The organism is Streptomyces ossamyceticus, assembly GCF_001418475.1.
Taxonomy (GTDB): domain Bacteria; phylum Actinomycetota; class Actinomycetes; order Streptomycetales; family Streptomycetaceae; genus Streptomyces; species Streptomyces ossamyceticus.
Window position 1 is genome coordinate 1 of the sequence record NZ_LIQX01000061.1, and the last position, 20916, is coordinate 20916.

General features: G+C 71.8%; 18 protein-coding genes and 2 pseudogenes. 7 read left to right on the forward strand and 13 right to left on the reverse strand.

What is annotated here, in order from left to right; genetic code table 11:
- The first annotated feature begins 10 nt into the window (after positions 1–10).
- The 5 genes and pseudogenes from AOK15_RS05690 (at position 11) to AOK15_RS05710 (ending at position 5347) form a co-directional block, all read left to right on the forward strand.
- Positions 11–669 (forward strand): annotated as a pseudogene (locus AOK15_RS05690) (PAS domain-containing protein).
- A 79-nt stretch (positions 670–748) separates the two neighbouring features.
- On the forward strand, positions 749–1243 hold the full coding sequence (locus AOK15_RS05695; protein WP_055513429.1) for an FBP domain-containing protein: 495 nt from the start codon (positions 749–751) through the stop codon (positions 1241–1243).
- Between the two features lie 147 nt (positions 1244–1390).
- A complete protein-coding gene (locus AOK15_RS05700; RefSeq protein ID WP_055513430.1) occupies positions 1391–2665 on the forward strand; it encodes an FUSC family protein in 1275 nt (424 codons plus the stop codon).
- A gap of 17 nt (positions 2666–2682) precedes the next feature.
- Positions 2683–3822, forward strand: a complete 1140-nt coding sequence (locus AOK15_RS05705; RefSeq protein ID WP_055513432.1) for a hypothetical protein — start codon at positions 2683–2685, stop codon at positions 3820–3822.
- A gap of 277 nt (positions 3823–4099) precedes the next feature.
- Positions 4100–5347 carry a lactonase family protein gene (locus AOK15_RS05710; protein ID WP_055513434.1) on the forward strand — a complete coding sequence of 416 codons (1248 nt, stop codon included), beginning with the start codon at positions 4100–4102 and terminating at the stop codon, positions 5345–5347.
- On the opposite strand, the gene AOK15_RS05715 is transcribed toward AOK15_RS05710, so the two are convergent.
- Positions 5315–6040: a DUF2470 domain-containing protein gene (locus tag AOK15_RS05715; protein WP_055513436.1), complete on the reverse strand. Its 726-nt coding sequence runs from the start codon at positions 6038–6040 to the stop codon at positions 5315–5317. The two genes, AOK15_RS05710 and AOK15_RS05715, sit on opposite strands and share 33 nt — an antisense overlap.
- Before the next feature lie 165 nt (positions 6041–6205).
- On the reverse strand, positions 6206–6814 hold the full coding sequence (locus tag AOK15_RS05720; RefSeq protein WP_055513437.1) for a TetR/AcrR family transcriptional regulator: 609 nt from the start codon (positions 6812–6814) through the stop codon (positions 6206–6208).
- Between the two features lie 107 nt (positions 6815–6921).
- On the opposite strand from AOK15_RS05720, the gene AOK15_RS05725 reads away from it, so the two are divergent.
- Positions 6922–8499: a cytochrome P450 gene (locus tag AOK15_RS05725; protein WP_055513439.1), complete on the forward strand. Its 1578-nt coding sequence runs from the start codon at positions 6922–6924 to the stop codon at positions 8497–8499.
- Here the strand turns inward: AOK15_RS05725 and AOK15_RS05730 are convergent.
- The 11 genes and pseudogenes from AOK15_RS05730 to AOK15_RS05775 form a co-directional block, all read right to left on the reverse strand.
- Positions 8467–9360: a pentapeptide repeat-containing protein gene (locus AOK15_RS05730; RefSeq protein ID WP_079058323.1), complete on the reverse strand. Its 894-nt coding sequence runs from the start codon at positions 9358–9360 to the stop codon at positions 8467–8469. The genes AOK15_RS05725 and AOK15_RS05730 overlap by 33 nt on opposite strands.
- A 43-nt stretch (positions 9361–9403) precedes the next feature.
- Positions 9404–10147, reverse strand: coding sequence for a PIG-L deacetylase family protein (locus AOK15_RS05735; protein ID WP_055513441.1), 744 nt, complete (start codon positions 10145–10147; stop codon positions 9404–9406).
- Between the two features lie 2 nt (positions 10148–10149).
- Positions 10150–11128, reverse strand: a 979-nt coding sequence (locus tag AOK15_RS44850; protein WP_240508315.1) for an alpha/beta fold hydrolase, incomplete at its 5' end; no start/stop codon positions are given.
- A gap of 2 nt (positions 11129–11130) precedes the next feature.
- Positions 11131–11437: pseudogene (locus AOK15_RS46545) on the reverse strand (alpha/beta hydrolase); the annotation flags it as partial.
- A gap of 179 nt (positions 11438–11616) precedes the next feature.
- On the reverse strand, positions 11617–12642 hold the full coding sequence (locus tag AOK15_RS05745; RefSeq protein ID WP_055513444.1) for a LacI family DNA-binding transcriptional regulator: 1026 nt from the start codon (positions 12640–12642) through the stop codon (positions 11617–11619).
- A gap of 110 nt (positions 12643–12752) precedes the next feature.
- Positions 12753–14177, reverse strand: coding sequence for a BNR repeat-containing protein (locus AOK15_RS05750; protein WP_055513446.1), 1425 nt, complete (start codon positions 14175–14177; stop codon positions 12753–12755).
- 66 nt (positions 14178–14243) lie between these two features.
- Complete coding sequence (locus AOK15_RS05755) at positions 14244–14564, reverse strand: L-rhamnose mutarotase (RefSeq protein ID WP_055513448.1); 321 nt, start codon at positions 14562–14564, stop codon at positions 14244–14246.
- Positions 14565–14615: 51 nt separating this feature from the next.
- Positions 14616–15698: a rhamnose ABC transporter substrate-binding protein gene (rhaS, locus tag AOK15_RS05760; RefSeq protein ID WP_055513450.1), complete on the reverse strand. Its 1083-nt coding sequence runs from the start codon at positions 15696–15698 to the stop codon at positions 14616–14618.
- 67 nt (positions 15699–15765) lie between these two features.
- Positions 15766–16797, reverse strand: coding sequence for an ABC transporter permease (locus AOK15_RS05765; RefSeq protein ID WP_055513452.1), 1032 nt, complete (start codon positions 16795–16797; stop codon positions 15766–15768).
- On the reverse strand, positions 16790–17830 hold the full coding sequence (locus tag AOK15_RS05770; RefSeq protein ID WP_055513454.1) for an ABC transporter permease: 1041 nt from the start codon (positions 17828–17830) through the stop codon (positions 16790–16792). The genes AOK15_RS05765 and AOK15_RS05770 overlap by 8 nt, the downstream gene beginning before the upstream one ends.
- Entirely contained in the window at positions 17827–19344 is a 1518-nt protein-coding gene (locus tag AOK15_RS05775; protein WP_055513456.1) for a sugar ABC transporter ATP-binding protein, read from the reverse strand. Before AOK15_RS05775 ends, AOK15_RS05770 begins: the two co-directional genes overlap by 4 nt.
- Before the next feature lie 255 nt (positions 19345–19599).
- Between AOK15_RS05775 and rhaI the strand changes: the two genes are divergently transcribed.
- On the forward strand, positions 19600–20760 hold the full coding sequence (gene rhaI / locus AOK15_RS05780) for an L-rhamnose isomerase (RefSeq protein WP_055513458.1): 1161 nt from the start codon (positions 19600–19602) through the stop codon (positions 20758–20760).
- Positions 20761–20916 lie beyond the last annotated feature (156 nt).

Genomic DNA, 20916 nt, shown 5'->3' on the forward strand with positions numbered 1-20916 from the left:
GGGCGGGGGACTGTCCGGTGACGGCGTCGTGCGGCGGAACCGCGCCAAGGCCCTCTTCGACCGCATCCCGCTGCCGACGGCGGTGCGCGACGTGTACGGCCGGGGGATCCTGGCGAATCCGGCGATGGCCACGAAGTGGGGTGCGACGCCGGGCCGGCTGTGCGGTCGGGACGTGCTGGAGCTGTTCCGTCCGCAGGAGGCGACGCAGGTCGAACGCATCGCCCAGGCGCTGCGCCTGCGGCACCGGTCGCGCTGTCCGGTGTCCGTGCGGTGGGACGCGCGGACGGGGTGCGCCGGCACGGGGAGCTGACGGCTGGCCCCCTCAGTGACGACCCGGACACCACCCCCTCGCTGCTGGTCCTGGTCCGGGTGCTGGGCGAGGCGGCCCAGGCCGCGGAGCGGCCCGCCGCTCCCCCGGCGAGCCCGACCGAGGCCCGCGTCCGGGCGCTGCTGGCGGGCGGCGCCACCACGCCGCGGGCCGCGCGGGAGACCGGCCTCACCGTCGACGGCGTCAATTACCACCTGCGCAGCCTGTCCGCGCGCTGGTCCGCCACGGGCCGCACCGAACTGGTGGCCCGCGCCTACGCCCTCGGCGCCCTGACCCCCGGGGCGTGGCCGCCCGCCGCCGCCTCGACGGCGAAATCCGTTGGCCCCTCCCCGGAAGTCTGAGTACCTTAGGCCAGAACCTAGTACCCCTAGGTTTGAGGCATTGAAGCCCTTGCCCCGCAGCCCCTTCCGGAGGACCGCCATGAAGCCGCTCACCGAGCAGGAGATCCGCAGCTCGTTCATCAACTGCTCCAAGGGCGAGGCGAAGCGCATCTCCCTCCCTCGCGACCTGGACGAACGCCCCTGGGACGACCTGGACTTCCTCGGCTGGCGGGATCCCGGCGCGCCCGACCGCAGCTACCTCGTCGCCGAACGCGAAGGCCGGCCCGTGGGGGTCACCCTGCGGTTCCCCTCCGCCCGGCGCGGCCTCCTGCACCGCAGCATGTGCTCCCTGTGCCTGACGACGCACCGGGGCGGCGGGGTCTCGCTGATGACGGCCCGGAAGACGGGCGCGGCCGGCCGCGAGGGCAACTCGGTGGGGGTGTACATGTGCGCCGACCTGGCCTGTTCCCTCTACGTACGCGGCAGGAAGGCCCTCGACTCGGGCAGCCGATTCGAGGAGAGCCTCACCACGGAGGAGCAGATCGCCCGGACGGTCGGCCATCTGAGCGCCTTCCTGGACAAGCTGTACGCCTGAACCGCCCGCCGCCGGAGGGGCCCCGGTACGCCCGCGGGGTGAAACCGCAGTACACGCGGGGGCCGCCCCCTCCTCCTGCCGAATCGTTCCGGTGATTAGGGTCCTCGGTCAGGAGTTCGGTGTACCGGCAAGGGGAACAGCGCAAGGATGCGAGACGTACGTGGTGTATGGGCCCTGATGCACACAAAGGTGGCCCGGTGGCGACAGGATCCGGTGGTCGTGCAGTCCGTGCGGTCGGCAGCGGCCGCATCGGTCGCCTACGCGGTGGCGCTCTGGTTCAGCACGTCACCGGCGCCGCTGACGGCACCGCTGACCGCGCTCCTCGTCGTCCAGGTCACCCTCTACGCCACGCTCACCAACGGCATCCGGCGGGTGAACTCGGTGGTCGCCGGTGTCGTCGTCGCCATCGGCTTCAGCGCGGTCGTCGGTCTGACCTGGTGGAGCCTCGCCCTGCTTATCCTCGCCTCACTGGCCGTCGGCCATCTGGTCCGGGTCAGCGAGTACGTGCCCGAGGTGGCGATCAGCGCGATGCTGGTGCTCGGGGTGACCAGCGTCGGGGACACGGCGTGGACCCGGGTCCTGGAGACACTGATCGGCGCCGTCGTCGGACTCGCCTTCAATCTGCTGCTCGCTCCCCCGGTGTGGGTGGAGGCGGCCGGCGAGTCCATCGAGGACCTGGCCCGCCGTATGCGGCGGCTGATGAACCGCGTCGGTGAGGAGGCCGCGGGCCGCCCCGCCTTCGAGGTGGCGGCGGCCCGGCTGCACGAGGCACGTGAGCTCGACTTCGACATCGTCGAGGTCGACGCGGCCCTCAAGCAGGCCGAGGACAGCCTGAAGCTCAATCCGCGGGTCCGGGAAGGGCTGCTGCACCGGGTCGTGCTGCGTACCGGCCTCGACACTCTGGAGATCTGCACGGTGGTGCTGCGCGTGCTGGCCCGCACCCTCACCGACCTGGCCCGTGAACGGGAGCCCAGCCCGCTGTTCTCCGCCGAGGTGGGGGCGACCCTCGAACGGCTGCTCGGCGAGATCGGTGACGCGGTGGTCAGCTTCGCGGTCCTCGTCACCACCGACGTCAGCCGCAGCGCCGAGTCCGCGGAGGACCGCCTCGCCGCCGAGCTGTCCACGGCCGCCACGACCCGCGACAAGCTCGCGCAACTGCTGCTGGAGGACGTCCGGCGCGACCCCAGCGAGTGGCAGCTGTACGGCGCCGTGCTGACCGAGGTCAACCGCATACTGGACGAGCTGGACACCCAGCACCGCTCCCAGCGGCTGCTGGAGGAACTCGACCGCTGCACCCGTGAGCAGCGTGAGCGCGCCCCGCGCCTCACCGGTCTGCGCGACCGCCTGCGCACCGCGCTGCCCTCCCGGCGGAACCGCTCCGGCCCCGTCGGACGTACTAAGTCACAAGGCACGACGCGATGACGAGGGGAGCGTACGGAATGGCCGACGGCACCGTGCGGATCGACGGGACGACACTTCACCTTCCGGGTGGTGTGCGGGTGCGCTTCATCCGCACGCTGCGCCTGCCCGAGACGGGTACGCACCAGCTTCCGCCCGGTCTGGGCGACTTCCCGATCCGCCGGGTCGAGGACTATCCGCACACGGCTCCCGAGGAGATGCGGGCGCGCGGCGGGGTCATGCTCCCCGTGTATCTGCGCGAGGCGATGTGGCTGCACTTCGGCGGTTCCCTGGAGCCGGCCGCGCTCCAGGTCGGCGTCGGCAAGGTGTGCGCGGTGTCGGGCGAGCCGTGGAGCAACCGGCTCAGCCGGAAGCCGCAGAACTACGTGGTGCTGCCGCGTCAGCCGTGGCTCGACGGCATCAACTCCGGGAAGGGCACGGTCCGCCAGTTCGTCGCCGTCCCGCTGGGGCTCGGCGCGACCGTCGAGGGGCAGGTCACCGGCGAGGAGGTGTTCGGCGGGGTGCAGCTGCAGTCGTTCCCGCTGAACGACACCCAGCTCGCCGTCTGGCGGGAGGCGGAGCGGCAGCGGGCCGCGCGGGAGCGGAACTTCGGCCCTGTCGGCGGCTACGGCGGCCCGGTCCCGATGCCGCCGCCGGGCGCCGCCCCGATGCCCGCGCCCATGGCCGCGCCACCCGGTGGCGCGCCCCTGCCTCCGCCGGCGCCGGGCGGCAGCCCGATGGCGTTCGCGGCGCCGGGTGCCGCGCCCGCGGCCCGTGCGGCGGTGCCACCGCGGGCGCCGGCCGCGATGGGGCTCGGTGTCGGCGGTTCGATGCGCCAGGAGGTCTACCAGGACACCTGGCCGCGCGGCAGCTGGGCGGAGCAGCCGGCCGGCCGGGTCTTCGTGCACCTCGTCACCCCGCCCGAGTGGCGCCGGATCACCGGTGAGGCCCCGCCGCCGTCGCCGGTGGACCGCGCGGCCTACACGAACGCGGGGCTCCCCTGGTTCGACTACTACGACCAGGACGGGCACGACGTCGAGCCCGCCGACGCGCTCGGCGCGGTCAAGCCGGTCGGCGACTGGCTCGGCACCGACCTCGATCCCTGGCAGCCGCCCGCCCCCGGCCAGATCAAGCCCCTCGGTGACGCACCGGGCAGGCCGATCCAGGACGGCGACTGGTAACGACCGTTCGCGCCCGCCGCAGGCCCGCCCGGCGCCACGCCCTCGGCCCGCGCGGCGCCCTCGGCCCGCCCGGCGCCGCAGCGCAGCCCGGCGCCCTCGGCCCGCGCGGGGCCGGTACCGACCCCGCGGCCGCGACCGGACGGAACCACAGGCTCGTGCAGTCCTCGACGGCGGGCGTTGCATGGCGTGCAACGCCCGCCTTCGGGTTTTGCGTCGGGCCGCTCGGAGCCGTCAAGGTGGGGTTCGGACGGGACGGGCGAGACCTGGGGTGCGACGGATGACGAGTGAGGCGGGGCGGGAGCCCGGTGCCTGGAGCAGGCGCCGTGTGCTGGGCATGCTGGCGGCGACGGCCGTACCGGCGTCACTGGCGGGATGCTCCGGGTCCGAGGGGACCACCGGCTCCTCGTCGCCCTCGTCGTCCGCGCCGTCGGTGAGCACCTCGGTGAGCGCCCCGGCGGCGGAGGCCGGTTCCCCCTCGGTGTCCCCCACTCCCACCGGCCCGAGGCCGTTGTTCCTCGGTACGTACACCTCGGCGGAGGGCGGCGGCACCGGCGTAGGCGTGGCGGAGTACGACACCCGGAGCGGCCGGATCACGGGCCGGGGGACGATCGACGGTGTGGCCGACCCGTCATATCTGGCGGTTCACCCGGACGGCCGGACGCTGTACGCGGTGAACGAGCGCGCCGAGGGCGGGGTGACCGCGGTACGCCTGTCCGACCGGAAGGTCCTCTCCACCCGGAGCAGCGGCGGCGAGGCCCCCTGCCATCTCTCGGTGCACCCCGGCGGACGGTGGCTGTTCAGCGCGAACTACGGCACGGGCAGTGTCGCCGTGCACCCCGTCGAGCCGTCGGGCGCCCTCGGCGAGCGTACGGACCTGGTCGTGCACAGCAGCCCGGCGCCGGGGCCGGGGCAGCAGGGGCCGCACGCGCACCAGGTCGTCACGAGCCCCGACGGCGGTCATGTCCTCGCCGTCGATCTGGGCACCGACACGGTGTACACGTACCGCCTCGACGACAGGCGCGGCACGCTGAGCGAGGTCGCACGGGCGCGGACCCGGCCGGGAGCGGGGCCCCGGCACCTCACGTTCCATCCGGGCGGCCGGTACGCGTACCTGGCGAACGAGGTCGACGACACGGTGGTGGTCTGCGCCTACGACCCGGACAGCGGCCGGCTCACACCGGGCGCGCCCCAGTCCACGGGGACGGGGTCGGGCACGAACTACCCGGCGCAACTGGTGGTGACGCCGAACGGCGCGCACGCCCATCTCGCCAACCGGGGGCACGACAGTCTGACGCGGTACGCGGTCGAGGCGGGGGGTGCCCGGCTGCGACTGGTGGACACGGTGCCGGTGGGTGGGGAGTTCCCCCGTCAGATCGCCCTCTCCCCCGACGGCGGTCTGCTGTTCGCCGCGCTCCAGCGGTCGAGCGCGGTCAGTGTCTTCCGGGTCGATCCGGACTCCGGTGCACTGCGGCGGACGGGTGAGCCGTTCGCGTCACCCGTCGCCGTCTGCGCGCTGCCGCTGTAGGGCGCGGGGGCAGGACGCGGCGCTCGCCTGGGACAGCAGGACGTGCATGCGCTCGGTGAGCTGCGCCATGTCGTCGGCGGGTTTGTGGAACGTCAGGCGTACGTCGCCGTCGGTGCGGGCCCGTTCGACGCGCAGGGTGAGGCCGTGGCGGTCGACGGCGAGCGGCTGGACGCGTACGGCGCCGTGCAGGCTGTCGTGCGGGACGAGCCGGGTGAGCCGCTCGACGGCGTCGGGGTGGGCGTCGGCGAGGTGGGTCAGCAGCCTCGCCTCGGCCGTGGCCAGCGGATCGGGCGCCGCGGCGGCGAAGTCGTCGAGGTCGACGACGACGGCGCCGGACGGCTCACGCAGCACGATCCGGGTGGGCCGGAACTCCAGGTCGCCGTCCTCGGGCGCGAACCAGCCGGCGAGCCACAGCCGGACCCGGATGCGGCCCCGCACCGGGACGGGCGCGACGTCGGCGAACTCCAGCACGGCGGACGGCTCGCCGCGCGGCGCGCAGATCGCGGCGGCCATGAGCGTGCTGTCCTCGGGGACGCGCAGGATCACCCGGCCGTCCTCGGTGACGGTGTGCGCGCCGACGAACTCCTCGCGGCCGCCCACGGCGGTCACCGCGCAGGACCACGCCGCCGCGAGCACCGAACGGGCACGCTCCGCCGCGGCGGGCGCGGCCGTCCAGGTGTGACGGTCACCCATCCCAAACCTCCCTTAGGTAAGCCTTGCCTAACCTATCGAAGATCCGGGCGAACGCCAACCAGCACCAGCCGATCCACGGGAACTTCAGGACAGAACTTCAGGACAGACGGCGCCGACTCACAGACACCGTGCAAGGCGTGGGCCCGGCATGACGTGGCCCTCGGGTCAGGGAGCGAGCACCCCGAACAGCGCCCGCACACACAGGTCCCGCACCTGCTCCCGTGACAGCTCCGAGCCCCGCAGCCACTCCAGACAGACGGCCGTGGTGAACGACAGCCACCCCCGTACGGCGAGCCGGGTGCCGGGGCGCCCGTCCAGCGCCGCCCCGAACTCCGCGTCCGAGGCGAGCGCCTGGAGGATCTGCGCCTCCTGGGCCGCGAGCGCCCGCTGGTAGGCCCTGCGCACGACCTGGTCGCCGGTGGCGTCGGCACGGTGGAAGGCGCGGAAGCCGTGGGGATGCTCGTCGACGTACGCGAGGAAGACGTCGAGCCCGTTGGTGAGCCGCTCGCGGGCCGAACTGCCCGGCGCCGGGGTCATCGTGCGCAGCATCCGCTCGCTCTCGCACTCCACCACGGCCGCGAAGAACTCCCGCTTGTTCGGGAAGTAGTGGTAGAGCAGCCCCCGCGAGACACCCGCGATCTCGGCCACCTGCTCGATCCACACGTCGCCGTACGGACTCTCCGAGAACAGCCGGGCCCCGACGTCGAGGAGTTGCTCGCGTCGCTCGGTGGTGCTGAGCCGGCGCCGCGGACGCTCCCCCTGCTTGGCTGCCATGGCGTCACCTTACTTGACGTGAGTTCAACAACAGGTCGAGACTGAGCGCGTTATTGAACCCGAGTACAACAGTGTCGACGGGGCCTGCGCACGAGGCAGACGGTGCCATGACGGCGACGACGGGGACCACGGCCTCCAGGGGCTTCCGCAGCGCGGAGCTGGGCTGGCCCGAGCTGCACCGGATACCGCATCCGCCGCACCGGCTGCCCCTGATCGGCGACGCCCTCGGCTCCCACCCCCGTACGCCGGTCCAGGACTCCATGCGGCTCGGCCGGCGGCTCGGGCCGATCTTCCGGCGGAAGGCGTTCGGCAAGGAGATCGTCTTCGTGGGCGGCGCGGCTCTCGCGGCCGACATGGCGGACGAGTCGCGGTTCGCCAAGCATGTGGGGCTGGGGGTCGCCAATCTGCGGCCGGTCGCAGGGGACGGGCTGTTCACGGCGTACAACGACGAGCCCAACTGGCAGCTCGCCCACGACGTCCTGGCGCCCGGTTTCAGCCGGGAGGCCATGGCCGGGTACCACCCGATGATGCTCGACGTCACCGAACGGCTGATGGACCACTGGGACCGGGCGGGTGCGGCCGGGCGGCCCGTGGACGTGCCCGGCGACATGACCAAGCTGACCCTGGAGACGATCGCCAGGACCGGCTTCGGCCATGACTTCGGCTCCTTCGAGCGGGACCGCCCCCACCCCTTCGTCTCCGCGATGGTCGGCGTCCTCGCCTACGCCCAGCGCCGCAATGTCGTCCCCGACCCGCTGGCCCCGCTGCTGCTGCGGGCCGCCTCCCGGCAGAACGCGGTGGACATGGCGTTCCTGAACGACACGGTCGACGCGGTGGTGCATGCACGCCGGTCGTCCGGGGGCGGTGGCGGGGGCGCCGGGGACCTGCTCGACCGGATGCTGGAGACCGCGCGTCCGGAGACCGGCGAGCGGCTGTCCGCCACGAACGTGCGGCGCCAGGTCCTCACCTTCCTGATCGCCGGGCACGAGACCACCTCGGGCGCCCTGTCGTTCGCCCTGCACTACCTCGCCCGGCGCCCCGAACTCGCCGCGCGCGCCCGCGCCGAGGTGGACCGGGTCTGGGGCGACACGCCCCGGCCCGGCTACGACCAGGTCGCCAAGCTGCGCTACGTACGCCGGGTGCTCGACGAGACGCTGCGGCTGTGGCCGACGGCGCCCGCCTACTCGCGGGAGGCCCTGGAGGACACCGTGCTCGGAGGTGCCCATCCGGTGCGGCGCGGCGGCTGGGCGCTGGTGCTGACGACGATGCTGCACCGAGATCCGCAGGTGTGGGGCGCCGACGCCGAGACGTTCGACCCGGACCGGTTCGACGCGGCGGCCGTCCGCGCCCGGCCCCCGCACACCTACAAGCCGTTCGGCACGGGGGCACGGGCCTGCATCGGCCGCCAGTTCGCGCTGCACGAGGCCACTCTGGTGCTGGGGCTGCTGCTGCGCCGTTACGAGCTGCGACCGGACCCGGCGTACCGGCTGAGCGTCACCGAGCGGCTGACGCTGATGCCGCAGGGGCTGCGGTTGGGCCTGGAGCGGCGCTCAGGGCAGCCCCGGCCCGAGGCCGTGGACACCGCGCCGGGCCCGGGCGCCGAAGGCGCGGTCGAGGGCGCGGTCGAGGGCGCGCAGGCGGGCGCGTCCCCGTCACGCTGCCCAGTGACCGGGGCGGGTGACTGACGCCGGGAGCCGGGTGCCGGCGCTGCCCCGGGCCGCGTTGATCTGCGGCTGGGTGAGGAAGAAGGCGCCAGTCAGGTCGGCGTCGGTGAGGTCCGTGTCGCGCAGGTCCGCACCGATGAGGTCGGCGCCCCGCAGATCGGCGCCGGTCAGGTCGGCGGCTATCAGATAGGCGCCGCGCAGATTGGCCTTCCGGAGGTCGGCGCCCTTCAGTCGCGCGCCCATCAGGTCGGCTCCCCTGCGGTTCTTCGCGCGTCCCGCGCCGGCCCGCATGAGGTCGCTGACCTTCAGCAGCACCTCGTTGACGCGCTGCCGGTGCGCTGCGACATCCAGCTCGGCCAGTTCCTCGGCGGTGCAACGGGTCAGCCGCTCGGTCTCGTCGAGCGCCCTGCGGACCTCCGCGTGCGCCGGGCGGGCGGCGGGCAGCGTCAGGGCCTCGGTCAGGTACCAGAGGAGTTCGTGCAGATGCCGTACGACCGGGAACACGTCGAACATCAGCCGGGCGTGCTCGCGGCCGCCCGAGCGCCAGTCCCGGCCTCCGAAGGTGACCTGGGAGACCTTCTGTCCGGCGCCGAAGCAGTCGTAGACGGTGCAGCCCGTGAAGCCCTCGTCCCGCAGTCGGGTGTGGATGCCGCAGCGGAAGTCGTCCCGGAGGTTCCCGCAGGGCTTGCCCGCGGCCTTGTCGACGGCGAAGTCCGCCGAGGCGGCGAAGGGCAGCGCCACACAGCACAGCCCGAAGCAGTTGCCGCAGTCGGCCCGCAGGTCGTGCGGGGCGGGCGGGTCCTGCCCGGCGGGCGGGTCCTGTGTGTTCTGCGGGTCTCGCGGGGCCTTCGGTTTGAGCACATCACCGGATGGTCGTTCCATACGGCTCACCCTAACGACGCCCGACCGGGGCCGGGCGCGCCGTTCAGCGGGGGAACACCTCGAAGGCCACGGCCGGGGTCCCGCCGAAGCGTTCGCCCGCCGCCCGGGCATGCCCGGTGAGGAAGTCCCGGGCGTAGGTCTCGGGGTCCTGGTCGGTCAACGTCTCCAGGTAGGTGCGGTGTTCGAGGAGGGAGGCGACGGCGCGGTCGAGGCCGGGCGTCGCGTCGACGGCATGGGTGGGGTGCGGGGAGCCGGCGACGGCCACCCAGCGGACGCCGTCCCACGGCTCCAGGCCCTGCTCGACGAGGTCGGGGAAGATCCAGCGGTTCCCGGCGTCGCCGGCGGCGTCCAGGGTGGCGCGGCCCACCGCGACATGGTCGGGGGTGTTCCAGACGGTGCCGCCCCAGGTGTCGCGGTGGTTCAGGGTGATCACCAGTTCAGGGCGGTGTCTGCGGATCGCGGCGGCGATGTCCCGGCGCAGGGCGGTGCCGTACTCGATGACACCGTCCCGATGGTCGAGGAACTCCACCACCGGGACACCCACGACGGCCGCGCCGGCTCGCTGCTCCCGCTCGCGCAGCGGACCGCACCGCGCGGGCTCCAGGGTGTCGATGCCGGCCTCGCCACGGGTGGCCAGGACGTACGCCACCTCGCGTCCGGCGTCGGTCCAGGCGGCGATCGCCGCCGCGCAGCCGTACTCGAGGTCGTCCGGGTGGGCCACCACCGCGAGGGCGCGCCGCCAGTCGTCGGGCAGTGGCAGGAGAACGTCGGTCGGTGCGTCGGTCATCGTCACTCCTCGTCGCGCGCCAGCGCCAGCAGCCGGTCCAGGACCCTCGGCCCACCGGCCCGTACACCGTCGTGTTCGAACTCGTCGGTGACCCAGGTACGCAGGCCCCGGACGGCCCGGGCCGTCTGAAGCGAGTGGGCGGTGTCCACGTACATGTCGTCGTGGTAGATCGCGGCGGCGACCGGCACCTCGTTCACGGCGAGCCGGTCCGGGTCGTACAGCGGTGCCCAGCCCCGCTCCCCCGCCAGGTCATCGGCCGTCTCGCGCAGGGGCCGCAGGGCGGGGTCGTTGTCGAACATCCAGGGGTGCACGGACTCGCCCGTGAACAGCAGCGGTCCCTCACCGGTGAGGGTCTTGGCGGCGTCGAACTGCGGGAACCGCGCCCGCACCCGCTCGGCGGCCCAGTCGGTGGGGCCGGGGTCCTGGCCGTAGATCGCCTCGTGGAGGAGCGCGTACAGCGGGTGGCCGGCGTACGACAGCAGTCCCTGGACCTCCTCCTGGAAGGCGTCGGCGAGGGCGGGGCCCTGCGGGGTGCGCACGAAGGCGTCCTCCAGCAGGAAGTGCAGCCGGTGGCTGCCGTCGGAGCGGCCGAGCATGATGCCCAGCGACTGGAACGCCTCGACGGTGAACCGGTAGCCGTTCGGCAGCACCACCTCGTGCTGGAGGAGGTGCTCGGCGATCCGGCGGGCCCGCTCGACGTCCTGCGGGTAGCGGGCGTAGTGGGCGGCGACCTTGCGTTCGATGCGCGGGTAGGCGGCGTGGTAGACGTCGTCGGCGGTCGCGTCGAGGGAGGGCAGTCCGCCGGTGATGAGGGCGGCGCTCAGCCCTTCGGGGGCGAAGGACAGATAGGTGACCGCGCAGAAGCCGCCGAAGCTCTGGCCGAGGACGGTCCAGGGGGCGCCGCCGGTGACCTCACGGCGGATGGCCTCGCAGTCGCGGACGATGGAGTCGGCGCGGAAGCGGGCGAGGTAGTCGGCCTGCNNGCAGGGGGAGCGTCTGGCGGTTGGCCGGGGTGGAGGCGCCGGTGCCGCGCTGGTCGAGGAGCAGGACCCGGTACTCCTTCAGGGCCCGGCCGAGCCATGCCTGGCGGCCGACGAAGCGGTTGGCGCCGAAGCCGGGGCCGCCCTGGAGATAGAGCAGCCACGGCAGGTCCTGGCCGGCCTTGTCGCCCGCGACGACCTCACGCCCGTACAGCTCGATCCGCTCCCCCGCCGGGTCGTGGTGGTCGAGGGGGACGCTGAAGCGGCGGTCGGTGAGGACGACACCGGGCTGCCGGTAGCTGACGGACAACAGGGCTCCTTGGGCGGACGTATTCCGGACCGTGATCCGGTCCAGAACGGATTCTCCGCCCCGCCGAGCCCGTGGATCAAGAAGATCCCGATCTGTTCCGGGTCAGGTCGCTGACTTCCCGGTCAGTACGGGCGGCGGTGACGGCGCTCCGTCGGCTGAGCGCCCCGTGGGCCGGCCGGTCAGCGCGCCGAGAGGCTGGAGCGGCGCACCACCAGCTCCGGTTGGAGGACGACCCGCCGGTGTTCGTGCGCGGTCGGCGCGGTGTCGGCCTCGGTCTCCTCCAGGAGCAGTTCGGCGGCGAGGGCGCCCATGGTGACGGCGGGCTGGCGCACGGAGGTGAGGGGGACGGCGGCCGCGGCGGCGAACTCGATGTCGTCGTAGCCGACGATGGCGAGGTCGTCGGGGACGCTGACGCCGGCCGCGTACATGGCCTGGAGGACGCCGAGGGCGAGCAGGTCGTTGGCGCAGAACACGGCGGTCGGGCGGTCGGCCAGGCCGAGGAGACGGGCGCCGGCGTCCCGGCCCGCGGCCACGTCGAGACGCTCGGTCGGCAGTTCCCGCAGGGAGTCCGGGCCGAGGCCCGCCTCCTCCAGCGCCTTCAGGGCGCCGGTGCGGCGGTCGCGGACCTGGTTGAGGCCCGAGGGGCCGCTGACGTAGGCGATGGAGCGGTGGCCCGCGTCCACCAGGTGCCGTACGGCGAGCGCGCCGCCGGCGACGTCGTCGACGGAGACCGAGCACTCGGTGGTGCCCTCGGCGACACGGTCGACGAGGACGAAGGGGATGCCGTGGCGACGGAACGCCTCGATGTTGCGTCCGGTCGCGTCGGCGGGCGTCAGCAGGACACCCCGGACGCGCTGTTCGGCGAAGAGCGACAGGTACTCGGACTCCTCGCCGGCGCTCTGCGCGCTGTTGCAGACCATCACGCCGAGCCCGGCGTCGCGCGCGGCCCGCTCGGCACCGCGCGCGACGTCGACGAAGAAGGGGTTGCCCATGTCGAGCACGAGCAGCCCCATGATGCGGCTCCGCCCGGCCCGCAGCTGGCGCGCCGACTCGCTGCGGACGTAGCCGAGGCGGTCGATCGCGGCGAGCACCCGGGCCCGGGTTCCGGAGGCCACCGAATCCGGCCGGTTGATGACGTTCGACACCGTGCCGACGGAGACTCCGGCGGCAGCGGCGACGTCCTTGATACCCACCGACTGGGCCATGGGGTGGGGACCTCCAGGAAGGTGCGAAGCGGCGGGCATACGTTCACATTACCTTCGGGCCACCACAGGAATGGCCGCGTCGGAGGCGGGAACGCCCCGTCGTACGGGATTCAGGCGGGGAGGGCGAAGTCGATGACGCGGAGCGCCGACGGCGTGGTTCCGCTGGACTTCACCTGGTACATCACGGACAGGACATTGTCCTGTCCGATCCGGGTCTCGTCGATGACGACCTCACCGAAGGCGTTGAGAGCACTGGGGTCGAACAGCGACTTCCAGTCGGTGTACCCGGAGGCGGCGGACGCTCCCCATATCCGGCCGAAGGGCAGGATCGCGTAGGCGTTGTCGTACTTGTCCAGCGCGAGCTTGGTGCGCTGGCTGGAGCCGAGGGCGACGGGGATCTCGGTCTTCTGCCAGGTTCCGGAGGCGTTCCTGCGGACATGGAAGGCGCGGCCGTTGGCGGTGCGGTCGGCGACGTAGTTCGTCGTGCACTGGCCGAAGCGGCCGGGGACGTAGCTGATGATCGCGTGCGGGCGGCCGGCGGAGTCGGTGAACTGGCTCTCCTGGTTCATCAGCGAGTGGTCCGGGTTGAGCGGGTCGACGACGAGCCCGGAGTCGGTGACGGCGACCTTGTCGGAGCCGCCGGTGGTGCCGACGACGGTGCCCGCGTTGGTGCGCCAGGTGCGGCCGCGGTCGTCGGAGTAGACGTAGCCGGTGTCGTGGTTGGTGATGCCGCCGCCGTTGCACATCACGGCGCCGTTCTGCTCGCGCCAGGTGAAGAAGGAGTGCAGCCGGCCGTTCCTGTCGTAGTCGATGCCGTGCAGATACATGTTGCGGGCGGTGGAGGAGCCGTGCTCGCTGGTGTACGTGCCGGTGGAGCTGCTCCACTCGCCGAGGTTGGTCCAGGACGTGCCGTCGTACTCGGCGAGGGCGTTGCGGCCGTTGCCGGAGATACCGGCGCGGTAGCTGAGTTGGAGCTTGCCGTCGGGTGTCGAGAGGAACTGCGGGTAGGTGAACTGCGAGGTGAGGGCGAGCCCGTCGAGGGTGGACTGGGGGGCGCCGAAGCGGCTCGTGGTCCAGCTCAGACCGGCCGGGTTGTCCATGAGGCCGGCGACGGACTTGACGTAGGTGAAGCCGTCGCTGTGGGAGTCCATGTTGAGGTGGAGGCGGCCGTCGACCTTGGAGACGCCCATGGAGATGACGTTGTGGGAGTCGTTGTAGCGCAGGGTGTGGCCGACCTTGACGGTGGACCAGGTGCCGGAGCCGACGGCGCGGCGGCCGACGACGGCGTTGCGGTCGGCGGTGTACCAGACGGCGTACTGGTGGCCCTTGTAGGTCAGCAGGCCGTTCTTCTGGAACGCGTTGTTGTTGACCAGCCCGTCGTACGAGACGAAGTAGATGGCCTGGCTGTCCAGCAGGGTGGTGCCGGTCTGGCTGACTGAGGGGCCCGGGCCGGCGGCGCGGGCGGTGGCGGCGCCTAGGGCGGGGGTCACCACGGCGCCTGCGAGGGCGGCGCCGAGCACGGTACGTCTCTTCATCTCGGGGACTCCGTTGTCGTGCGAAATGGGGAGGGGTGGCGGGGAGCGGCGGGGCGAGCCGAGGGCTCAGGCCAGGTGGAACACCTCGGTGAGGGGCTTCATGGCCTCGTCGGGGCGGGCGCCGTCGAGGGACTCGAAGAAGGGTCCCATCTCGTTCTGCCAGCGGGCGTTGACCTCGGTGGCCTCCATACCGGCGAGGGCGGCCCGGAAGTCCTCGGTCTCCAGGTAGCCGACGAGGAGGCCGTCGTCGCGCAGGAAGAGGGAGTAGTTGTGCCAGCCGGTGGCCGAGAGCGCTGCGAGCATCTCCGGCCACACGGCGGCGTGCCGCTCGCGGTACTCGTCGATCCGGTCCTGGCGGACCTTGAGCAGAAAGCAGACGCGCTGCATGAGTTACCGCTCCTGGGGGGTGAGGGGGTGGCGTCGACTCGGCTTCGGGGATCAGAAGTCGAACTTGTCGATGTTCTCCTTGGTGAAGACGGTGGGCTTGCCGAGGTTGATCACACCGTCCTTGCCGATGGTGTACTCGCCCATGCCGCCGGCGGTGAAGGTCTCGCCCTCCTTGCCGGTGATCTGGCCGGAGACCAGCGCGACCGCGGTGCGGGCGGCCAGCTCGCCGAGCTTCGCCGGGTCCCACAGCTCGAAGCCCTCGACGGTGCCGTCCTTGACGTACTTGCGCATGTCGTTGGGGGTGCCGAGGCCGGTCAGCTTGACCTTGCCCTTGTACTTGGAGCCCGACAGGTACTGGGCGGCGGCCTTGATGCCGACCGTGGTCGGGGAGATGATCCCCTTCAGGTTCGGGTACTCCTGGAGCAGGCCCTGGGTCTGCTGGAAGGACTTCTGGGCGTCGTCGTCACCGTAGGCGACCTTGACGAGCTTGATGTTCTTGTACTTGTCCTGCTTGAGCTCGTCCTTCATGAACTCGATCCAGGTGTTCTGGTTGGTCGCGGTCTGCGCGGCCGACAGGATCGCGATCTCGCCCTTGTAGCCGATCTGTTCGGCGAGCAGCTGGACCTCGGTGCGGCCCAGGTCCTCGGCGCTGGCCTGCGAGACGAAGGCGTTGCGGCACTCGGGCTTGGTGTCGGAGTCGTAGGTGACGACCTTGATGTCGTTGGTCATGGCCTGCTTGAGGGCGGTGCACAGGGCGCCCGGGTCCTGCGCGGAGACGGCCATGGCGTCGACCTGCTGCTGGGTGAGGGTGTTGACGTAGTTCACCTGGCCGGAGGTGTCGGTGGCGCTGGAGGGGCCGACCTCCTTGTAGCTGGAGCCCAGCTCCTTGAGGGCCTCCTCGCCGCCCTTGTCGGCGGAGGTGAAGTACGGGTTGTTGACCTGCTTGGGCAGGAAGCCGACCGTCAGGCCCTTCTTCAGCTCGGCGTTCGGGTCGGCCTTGCCGGTCGCGCTCGCCGAGGCGGCGTCGTTCTTGACGTCCTCCTTGGTGGTGCCGCCGCAGGCGGTGGCCGCCAGGGCGAAGGAGGTGACGGCCGCGAGCGCCGCACAGGAGCGACGGAGGGTTGCCTTGCGCATGAGGATTCCTTGGATACGGAGGGACGGGCGGGTGTGCGGTGCGGAATCGGCGGTGGGGGCCCAGCCGTCAGGGGGCTGGAGTGGGCGCCTTGGGAACCGGCGCTGAGGCCGCGCCGCGGCCGGCCCTCGCGACGGAGATCTGGCGTGCGACCCGGGGGCCGAGCACGGAGAGGACGAGCAGGACACCGGTGACGACGATCTGCGACTGGGCGGAGACGTCCTGGAGGCTCATCACGTTCTGGAGGGTGCCGAGGAGGAACACTCCGGCGATCGCGCCGCCGAGGGTGCCCTTGCCGCCGTCGAAGTCGATGCCGCCGAGCAGCACGGCCGCGATGACGGACAGTTCGAGCCCGGTGGCGTTGTCGTAGCGGGCGCTGGCGTAGTGCAGGGCCCAGAAGACGCCGGTGAGGGAGGCCATCAGACCGGTGACGGTGAACAGGATCAGCTTCTGGCGCTTGACGCGGATGCCGGTGAAGCGCGCGGCCTCCTCGCTGGCGCCGATCGCGAACAGGGACCGCCCGAACGGGGTGGCGTGCAGGGCGATCACGGCGATGACGAGCAGCACCAGGAAGGGGAGGAGGGCCTGCGGGACGAAGCTGTCGCCGATGCGGCCGGCCGCGAAGTCCAGGTACTGCGCGGGGAAGTCGGTCACCGAGTTGGAGCCGAGCACGATCTGCGCGACGCCCCGGTAGGCGGCGAGGGTGCCGATGGTGACGGCGAGGGAGGACAGGCCGAGTCGGGTGACCAGCAGGCCGTTGATCAGTCCGCAGACCACGCCGAGGGCCAGACAGATCGGGATGATCGTCTCGATGGTCATGCCCTGGTTCCACAGGGCGCCCATGACCGCGCCGGACAGGCCGGCCGTGGAGGCGACCGACAGGTCGATCTCACCGGACACCACGAGCAGGGTCATCGGCAGGGCGATCAGCGCGATCGGCAGGGTGTTGCCGATGAGGAACGACAGGTTGAGCGCGTTGCCGAAGCCGTCGACGGTGGAGAAGGACAGCAGGAGCACGACGATCAGGAGGGCGCCGACGGCGGAGTCCCACCGCTTCAGGGCGGACCAGCGGCTCGCGTGCGAGGACGTGGGGTCAGCCATGGCGGGCGCTCCTCTTCTTCAGGGCGGTCGCCACCCGCAGCGCGACCACGCGGTCCACGGCGATGGCGAGGATGAGCAGGACGCCGTTGATGGCGAGCACCCACACCGAGCTGACGCCGAGGGCGGGCAGGACGCTGTTGATGGACGTCAGCAGCAGGGCGCCGAGCGCGGCCCCGTAGACGCTGCCGGAGCCGCCGGTGAAGACGACACCGCCGACCACGACCGCGCTGACGACGGTCAGTTCGTACCCGGTGCCCGTGCCGGAGTCGACGTTGCCGAAGCGGGCCAGGTAGAGGGCCCCCGCGAGGCCGGCGAGGGCGCCGCAGAAGGTGTAGGCGACCAGGATCCGCTTGCGGACGGGGATGCCGGCGAGTCGGGCGGCCTCCGGGTTGGAGCCGAGCGCGTACAGCTCGCGGCCGCTGCCGAAGTGCTTCAGGTAGTAGGCCGTCGCCACCAGGACCACAGCTGCGATCAGGGCGAGGTAGGGCACCGCGAGGATGCCGCCGGAGCCGAAGTCGATGAACCCGTCGGGCAGGCCGGAGGCGACGATCTGCCGGGAGCCGACCCAGATCGAGTCGATGCCGCGGATGATGTACAGCGTGCCGAGGGTGACGACGAGGGCGGGCACCTGGCCGAGGCTGACGAGCAGGCCGTTGAGCAGGCCGAAGCCGATGCCCATCAGGACCGCGAGGAGCACGGCCACGACCGCGTTCCCGCCGCCCTGGAGATAGGTGCCGGCGGCGAAGGCGCTGATGCCGAGCGTGGAGCCGACCGACAGGTCGACGTTGCGGGTGATGACGACCAGGGACTGGCCGACGGCGACCAGCACCAGGATGGTCGCGTTGAGCAGCAGGTCCTTGATGCCCTGCTCGGTGAGGAACTCGCTGTTGCCGAGCTGGGTGACGACGATCATCGCCACGAAGACGACCAGGATGGCGAGTTCACGCATCTTGAAGACGCGGTCCACGAGCCGGGTGCCGCTGGACCTCGGCACCTCGGCGACGGGGGTGTTCTCGGGGGAGGTCACCGTCATGCGGCTGCCCTCCCCGTGGCTGCGGCCATCACGGTTTCCTCGGTGGCTTCGGAGCGAGGGATCTCGGCGGTGAGCCGGCCCTCGTGCATCACGAGCACGCGGTCGGCCATGCCGAGGATCTCGGGCAGGTCGGAGGAGATCATCAGGACCGCCACACCGTCGGCGGCGAGCTGACTGAGGAGGCGGTGCACCTCGGCCTTGGTGCCGACGTCGATGCCGCGGGTGGGCTCGTCGACGATCAGCACCTTCGGGCCGGTGGCGAGCCACTTGGCGAGGACGACCTTCTGCTGGTTGCCGCCGGACAGCGTGTTGACGGTGTCCGCGAGGCGGGCGTACTTCACCTGGAGTTTGACCGCCCAGTCGAGGGAGCGGCTGCGTTCGGCGCCGCGGTCCACGAGGCCGGCCTTCACGGTGGTGCGGAGGCCGGTGAGACCGATGTTGCGTTCGATGGACATGTCCATCACCAGGCCCTGGGCGCGGCGGTCCTCGGGGACCAGGGCGAGCCCGGCGGACATGGCGGTGGAGGGCGCCCCGTTGGTGAGGGGCTTCCCGTCGACGGCGACCTCGCCCGCGTCCCAGCGGTCGACGCCGAAGACGGCCCGGGCCACCTCGGTGCGGCCGGCGCCGACGAGGCCGGCCAGGCCGACGATCTCGCCGCGGCGGACGTCGAAGGAGACGTCGGTGAAGACGCCCTCGCGGGTCAGTCGGCGCACGCTCAGGGCGACCTCGCCGGGCTCGACCTCCTGTTTGGGGTACAGCTCCTCCAGGTCGCGGCCCACCATGCGGCGCACCAGGTCGTCCTCGGTCATGCCGTCGACGGGTTCGCTGGAGATCCAGGCGCCGTCGCGCAGGGTGGTGACCCGCCGGCAGATCTGGAAGATCTCCTCCAGACGGTGGGAGATGAACAGGACGGCGGAGCCCTGCTCGCGCAGGGTGCGGACGACGCCGAAGAGACGGGCGACCTCGCTGCCGGTGAGGGCCGCCGTCGGCTCGTCCATGATCAGGACGCGGGCGTCGAAGGACAGCGCCTTGGCGATCTCGACGATCTGCTGGTCGGCGATGGACAGGCCGCGTGCCGGGCGGTCGGGGTCGAGTTCGACGCCGAGCCGCCGCATCAGGGCGAGGGTCGCCGCGTGGGTGGCCTTGTGATCGATCCGGCCGAGGGCGCGCCGGGGCCGGCGGCCCATGAAGATGTTCTCGGCGATCGACAGGTCGGGGAAGAGCGTGGGCTCCTGGTAGATCACGGCGATGCCCGCGTCGCGGGCGTCGGCCGGACCGTGGAACACCGTGGGCGCTCCGTCGAGGAGCACCTGACCGGAGTCCGGTCGATGCACCCCGGCGAGCGTCTTGATCAGGGTCGACTTGCCCGCTCCGTTCTCACCGGCGAGTGCGTGCACCTCGCCCGGGAACAGTTCGAGGGACACGTCCCGCAGGGCGCGTACGGCGCCGAAGGACTTGGAGATGCCCTTCAGCGCGAGTACGGGGGCCGGACCCGTTTCGGACCGGTCTGTCATGGGGGCTCCTCGACGACGCCGGTGGCGGAGGGCCGAGCCCTCACTGCGTCGTGAAAGGTTTCAACTAGGTTGCCGGGACGTTAGGCACCCCGCACAGGTCACGTCAATGGGTTCCGGTCGAAAATTTTTCGATAGAAGAGGTCACAACAGGGTCACGGACCGCGGTCTTGACCTGGGGGGTTGACAGTCGGACGAGCCGCTCATAGTTTCCCGTGCTGAATCGTTTCAGACATCAAAGCCGGTAGGAGCCCTGACGTGACCGAGCTCGCCGCGGTGAAGGCCGCCCTCAAGACACAGGCCGTCGAGACGCCGTCGTGGGCGTACGGAAACTCCGGAACACGTTTCAAGGTCTTCGCCCAGGCCGGTGTGCCGCGCAACCCCTGGGAGAAGCTCGACGACGCCGGCAAGGTGCACGAGTTCACGGGTGTGGCCCCGACGGTGGCCCTGCACATCCCCTGGGACAAGGTCGACGACTACGCGGCGCTCGCCAAGCACGCCGAGCAGCGGGGTGTGCGGCTCGGCGCGATCAACTCCAACACCTTCCAGGACGACGACTACAAGCTGGGCAGCATCTGCCACCCGGACGCGGCGGTCCGCCGCAAAGCCGTCGACCATCTGCTGGAGTGCGTCGACATCATGGACGCCACCGGGTCCCGCGATCTGAAGCTGTGGTTCGCGGACGGCACGAACTACCCCGGCCAGGACGATGTGCGCGAGCGGCAGGACCGGCTGGCCGAGGGGCTGGCCGAGGTGTACGAGCGGCTCGGGGACGAGCAGCGGATGCTGCTGGAGTACAAGTTCTTCGAGCCGGCGTTCTACACGACCGACGTCCCGGACTGGGGCACCGCCTACGCGCACTGTCTGAAGCTCGGGCCGAAGGCGCAGGTCGTCGTCGACACCGGCCATCACGCGCCCGGCACGAACATCGAGTTCATCGTGGCGACGCTGCTGCGGGAGGGGAAGCTCGGCGCGTTCGACTTCAACTCCCGGTTCTACGCCGACGACGACCTGATGGTCGGCGCGGCCGACCCCTTCCAGCTGTTCCGGATCATGTACGAGGTGGTGCGCGGCGGCGGGTTCACTTCCGAGGTCGCGTTCATGCTCGACCAGTGCCACAACATCGAGGCGAAGATCCCGGCGATCATCCGGTCGGTGATGAACGTCCAGGAGGCCACGGCGAAGGCGCTGCTGGTGGACCGGGAGGCGCTGCGCTCCGCCCAGCGGGCCGGGGACGTGCTGGAGGCGAACGCGGTGCTGATGGACGCGTACAACACGGATGTGCGGCCGCTGCTCGCCGAGGTGCGGGAGGAGATGGGGCTGGACCCCGACCCGCTGAAGGCGTACCGGGCGTCCGGGTGGGCCTCGAAGATCGTCGAGGAGCGGGTGGGAGGGGAGCAGGCGGGGTGGGGGGCGTGACCGCTGCACTGAGCTGAAGCCGATGCCGCGCTTCATCTGCCGGGTCCCGCCTGTCGCGGACGGCGGGTCGTTCGTGGCCGGTCGCGCAGTTCCCCGCGCCCCTGGAAGGGCTGCGCCCTTCGGCGGGGCCGGACCTGCTGACACAGGCCGGCCGGC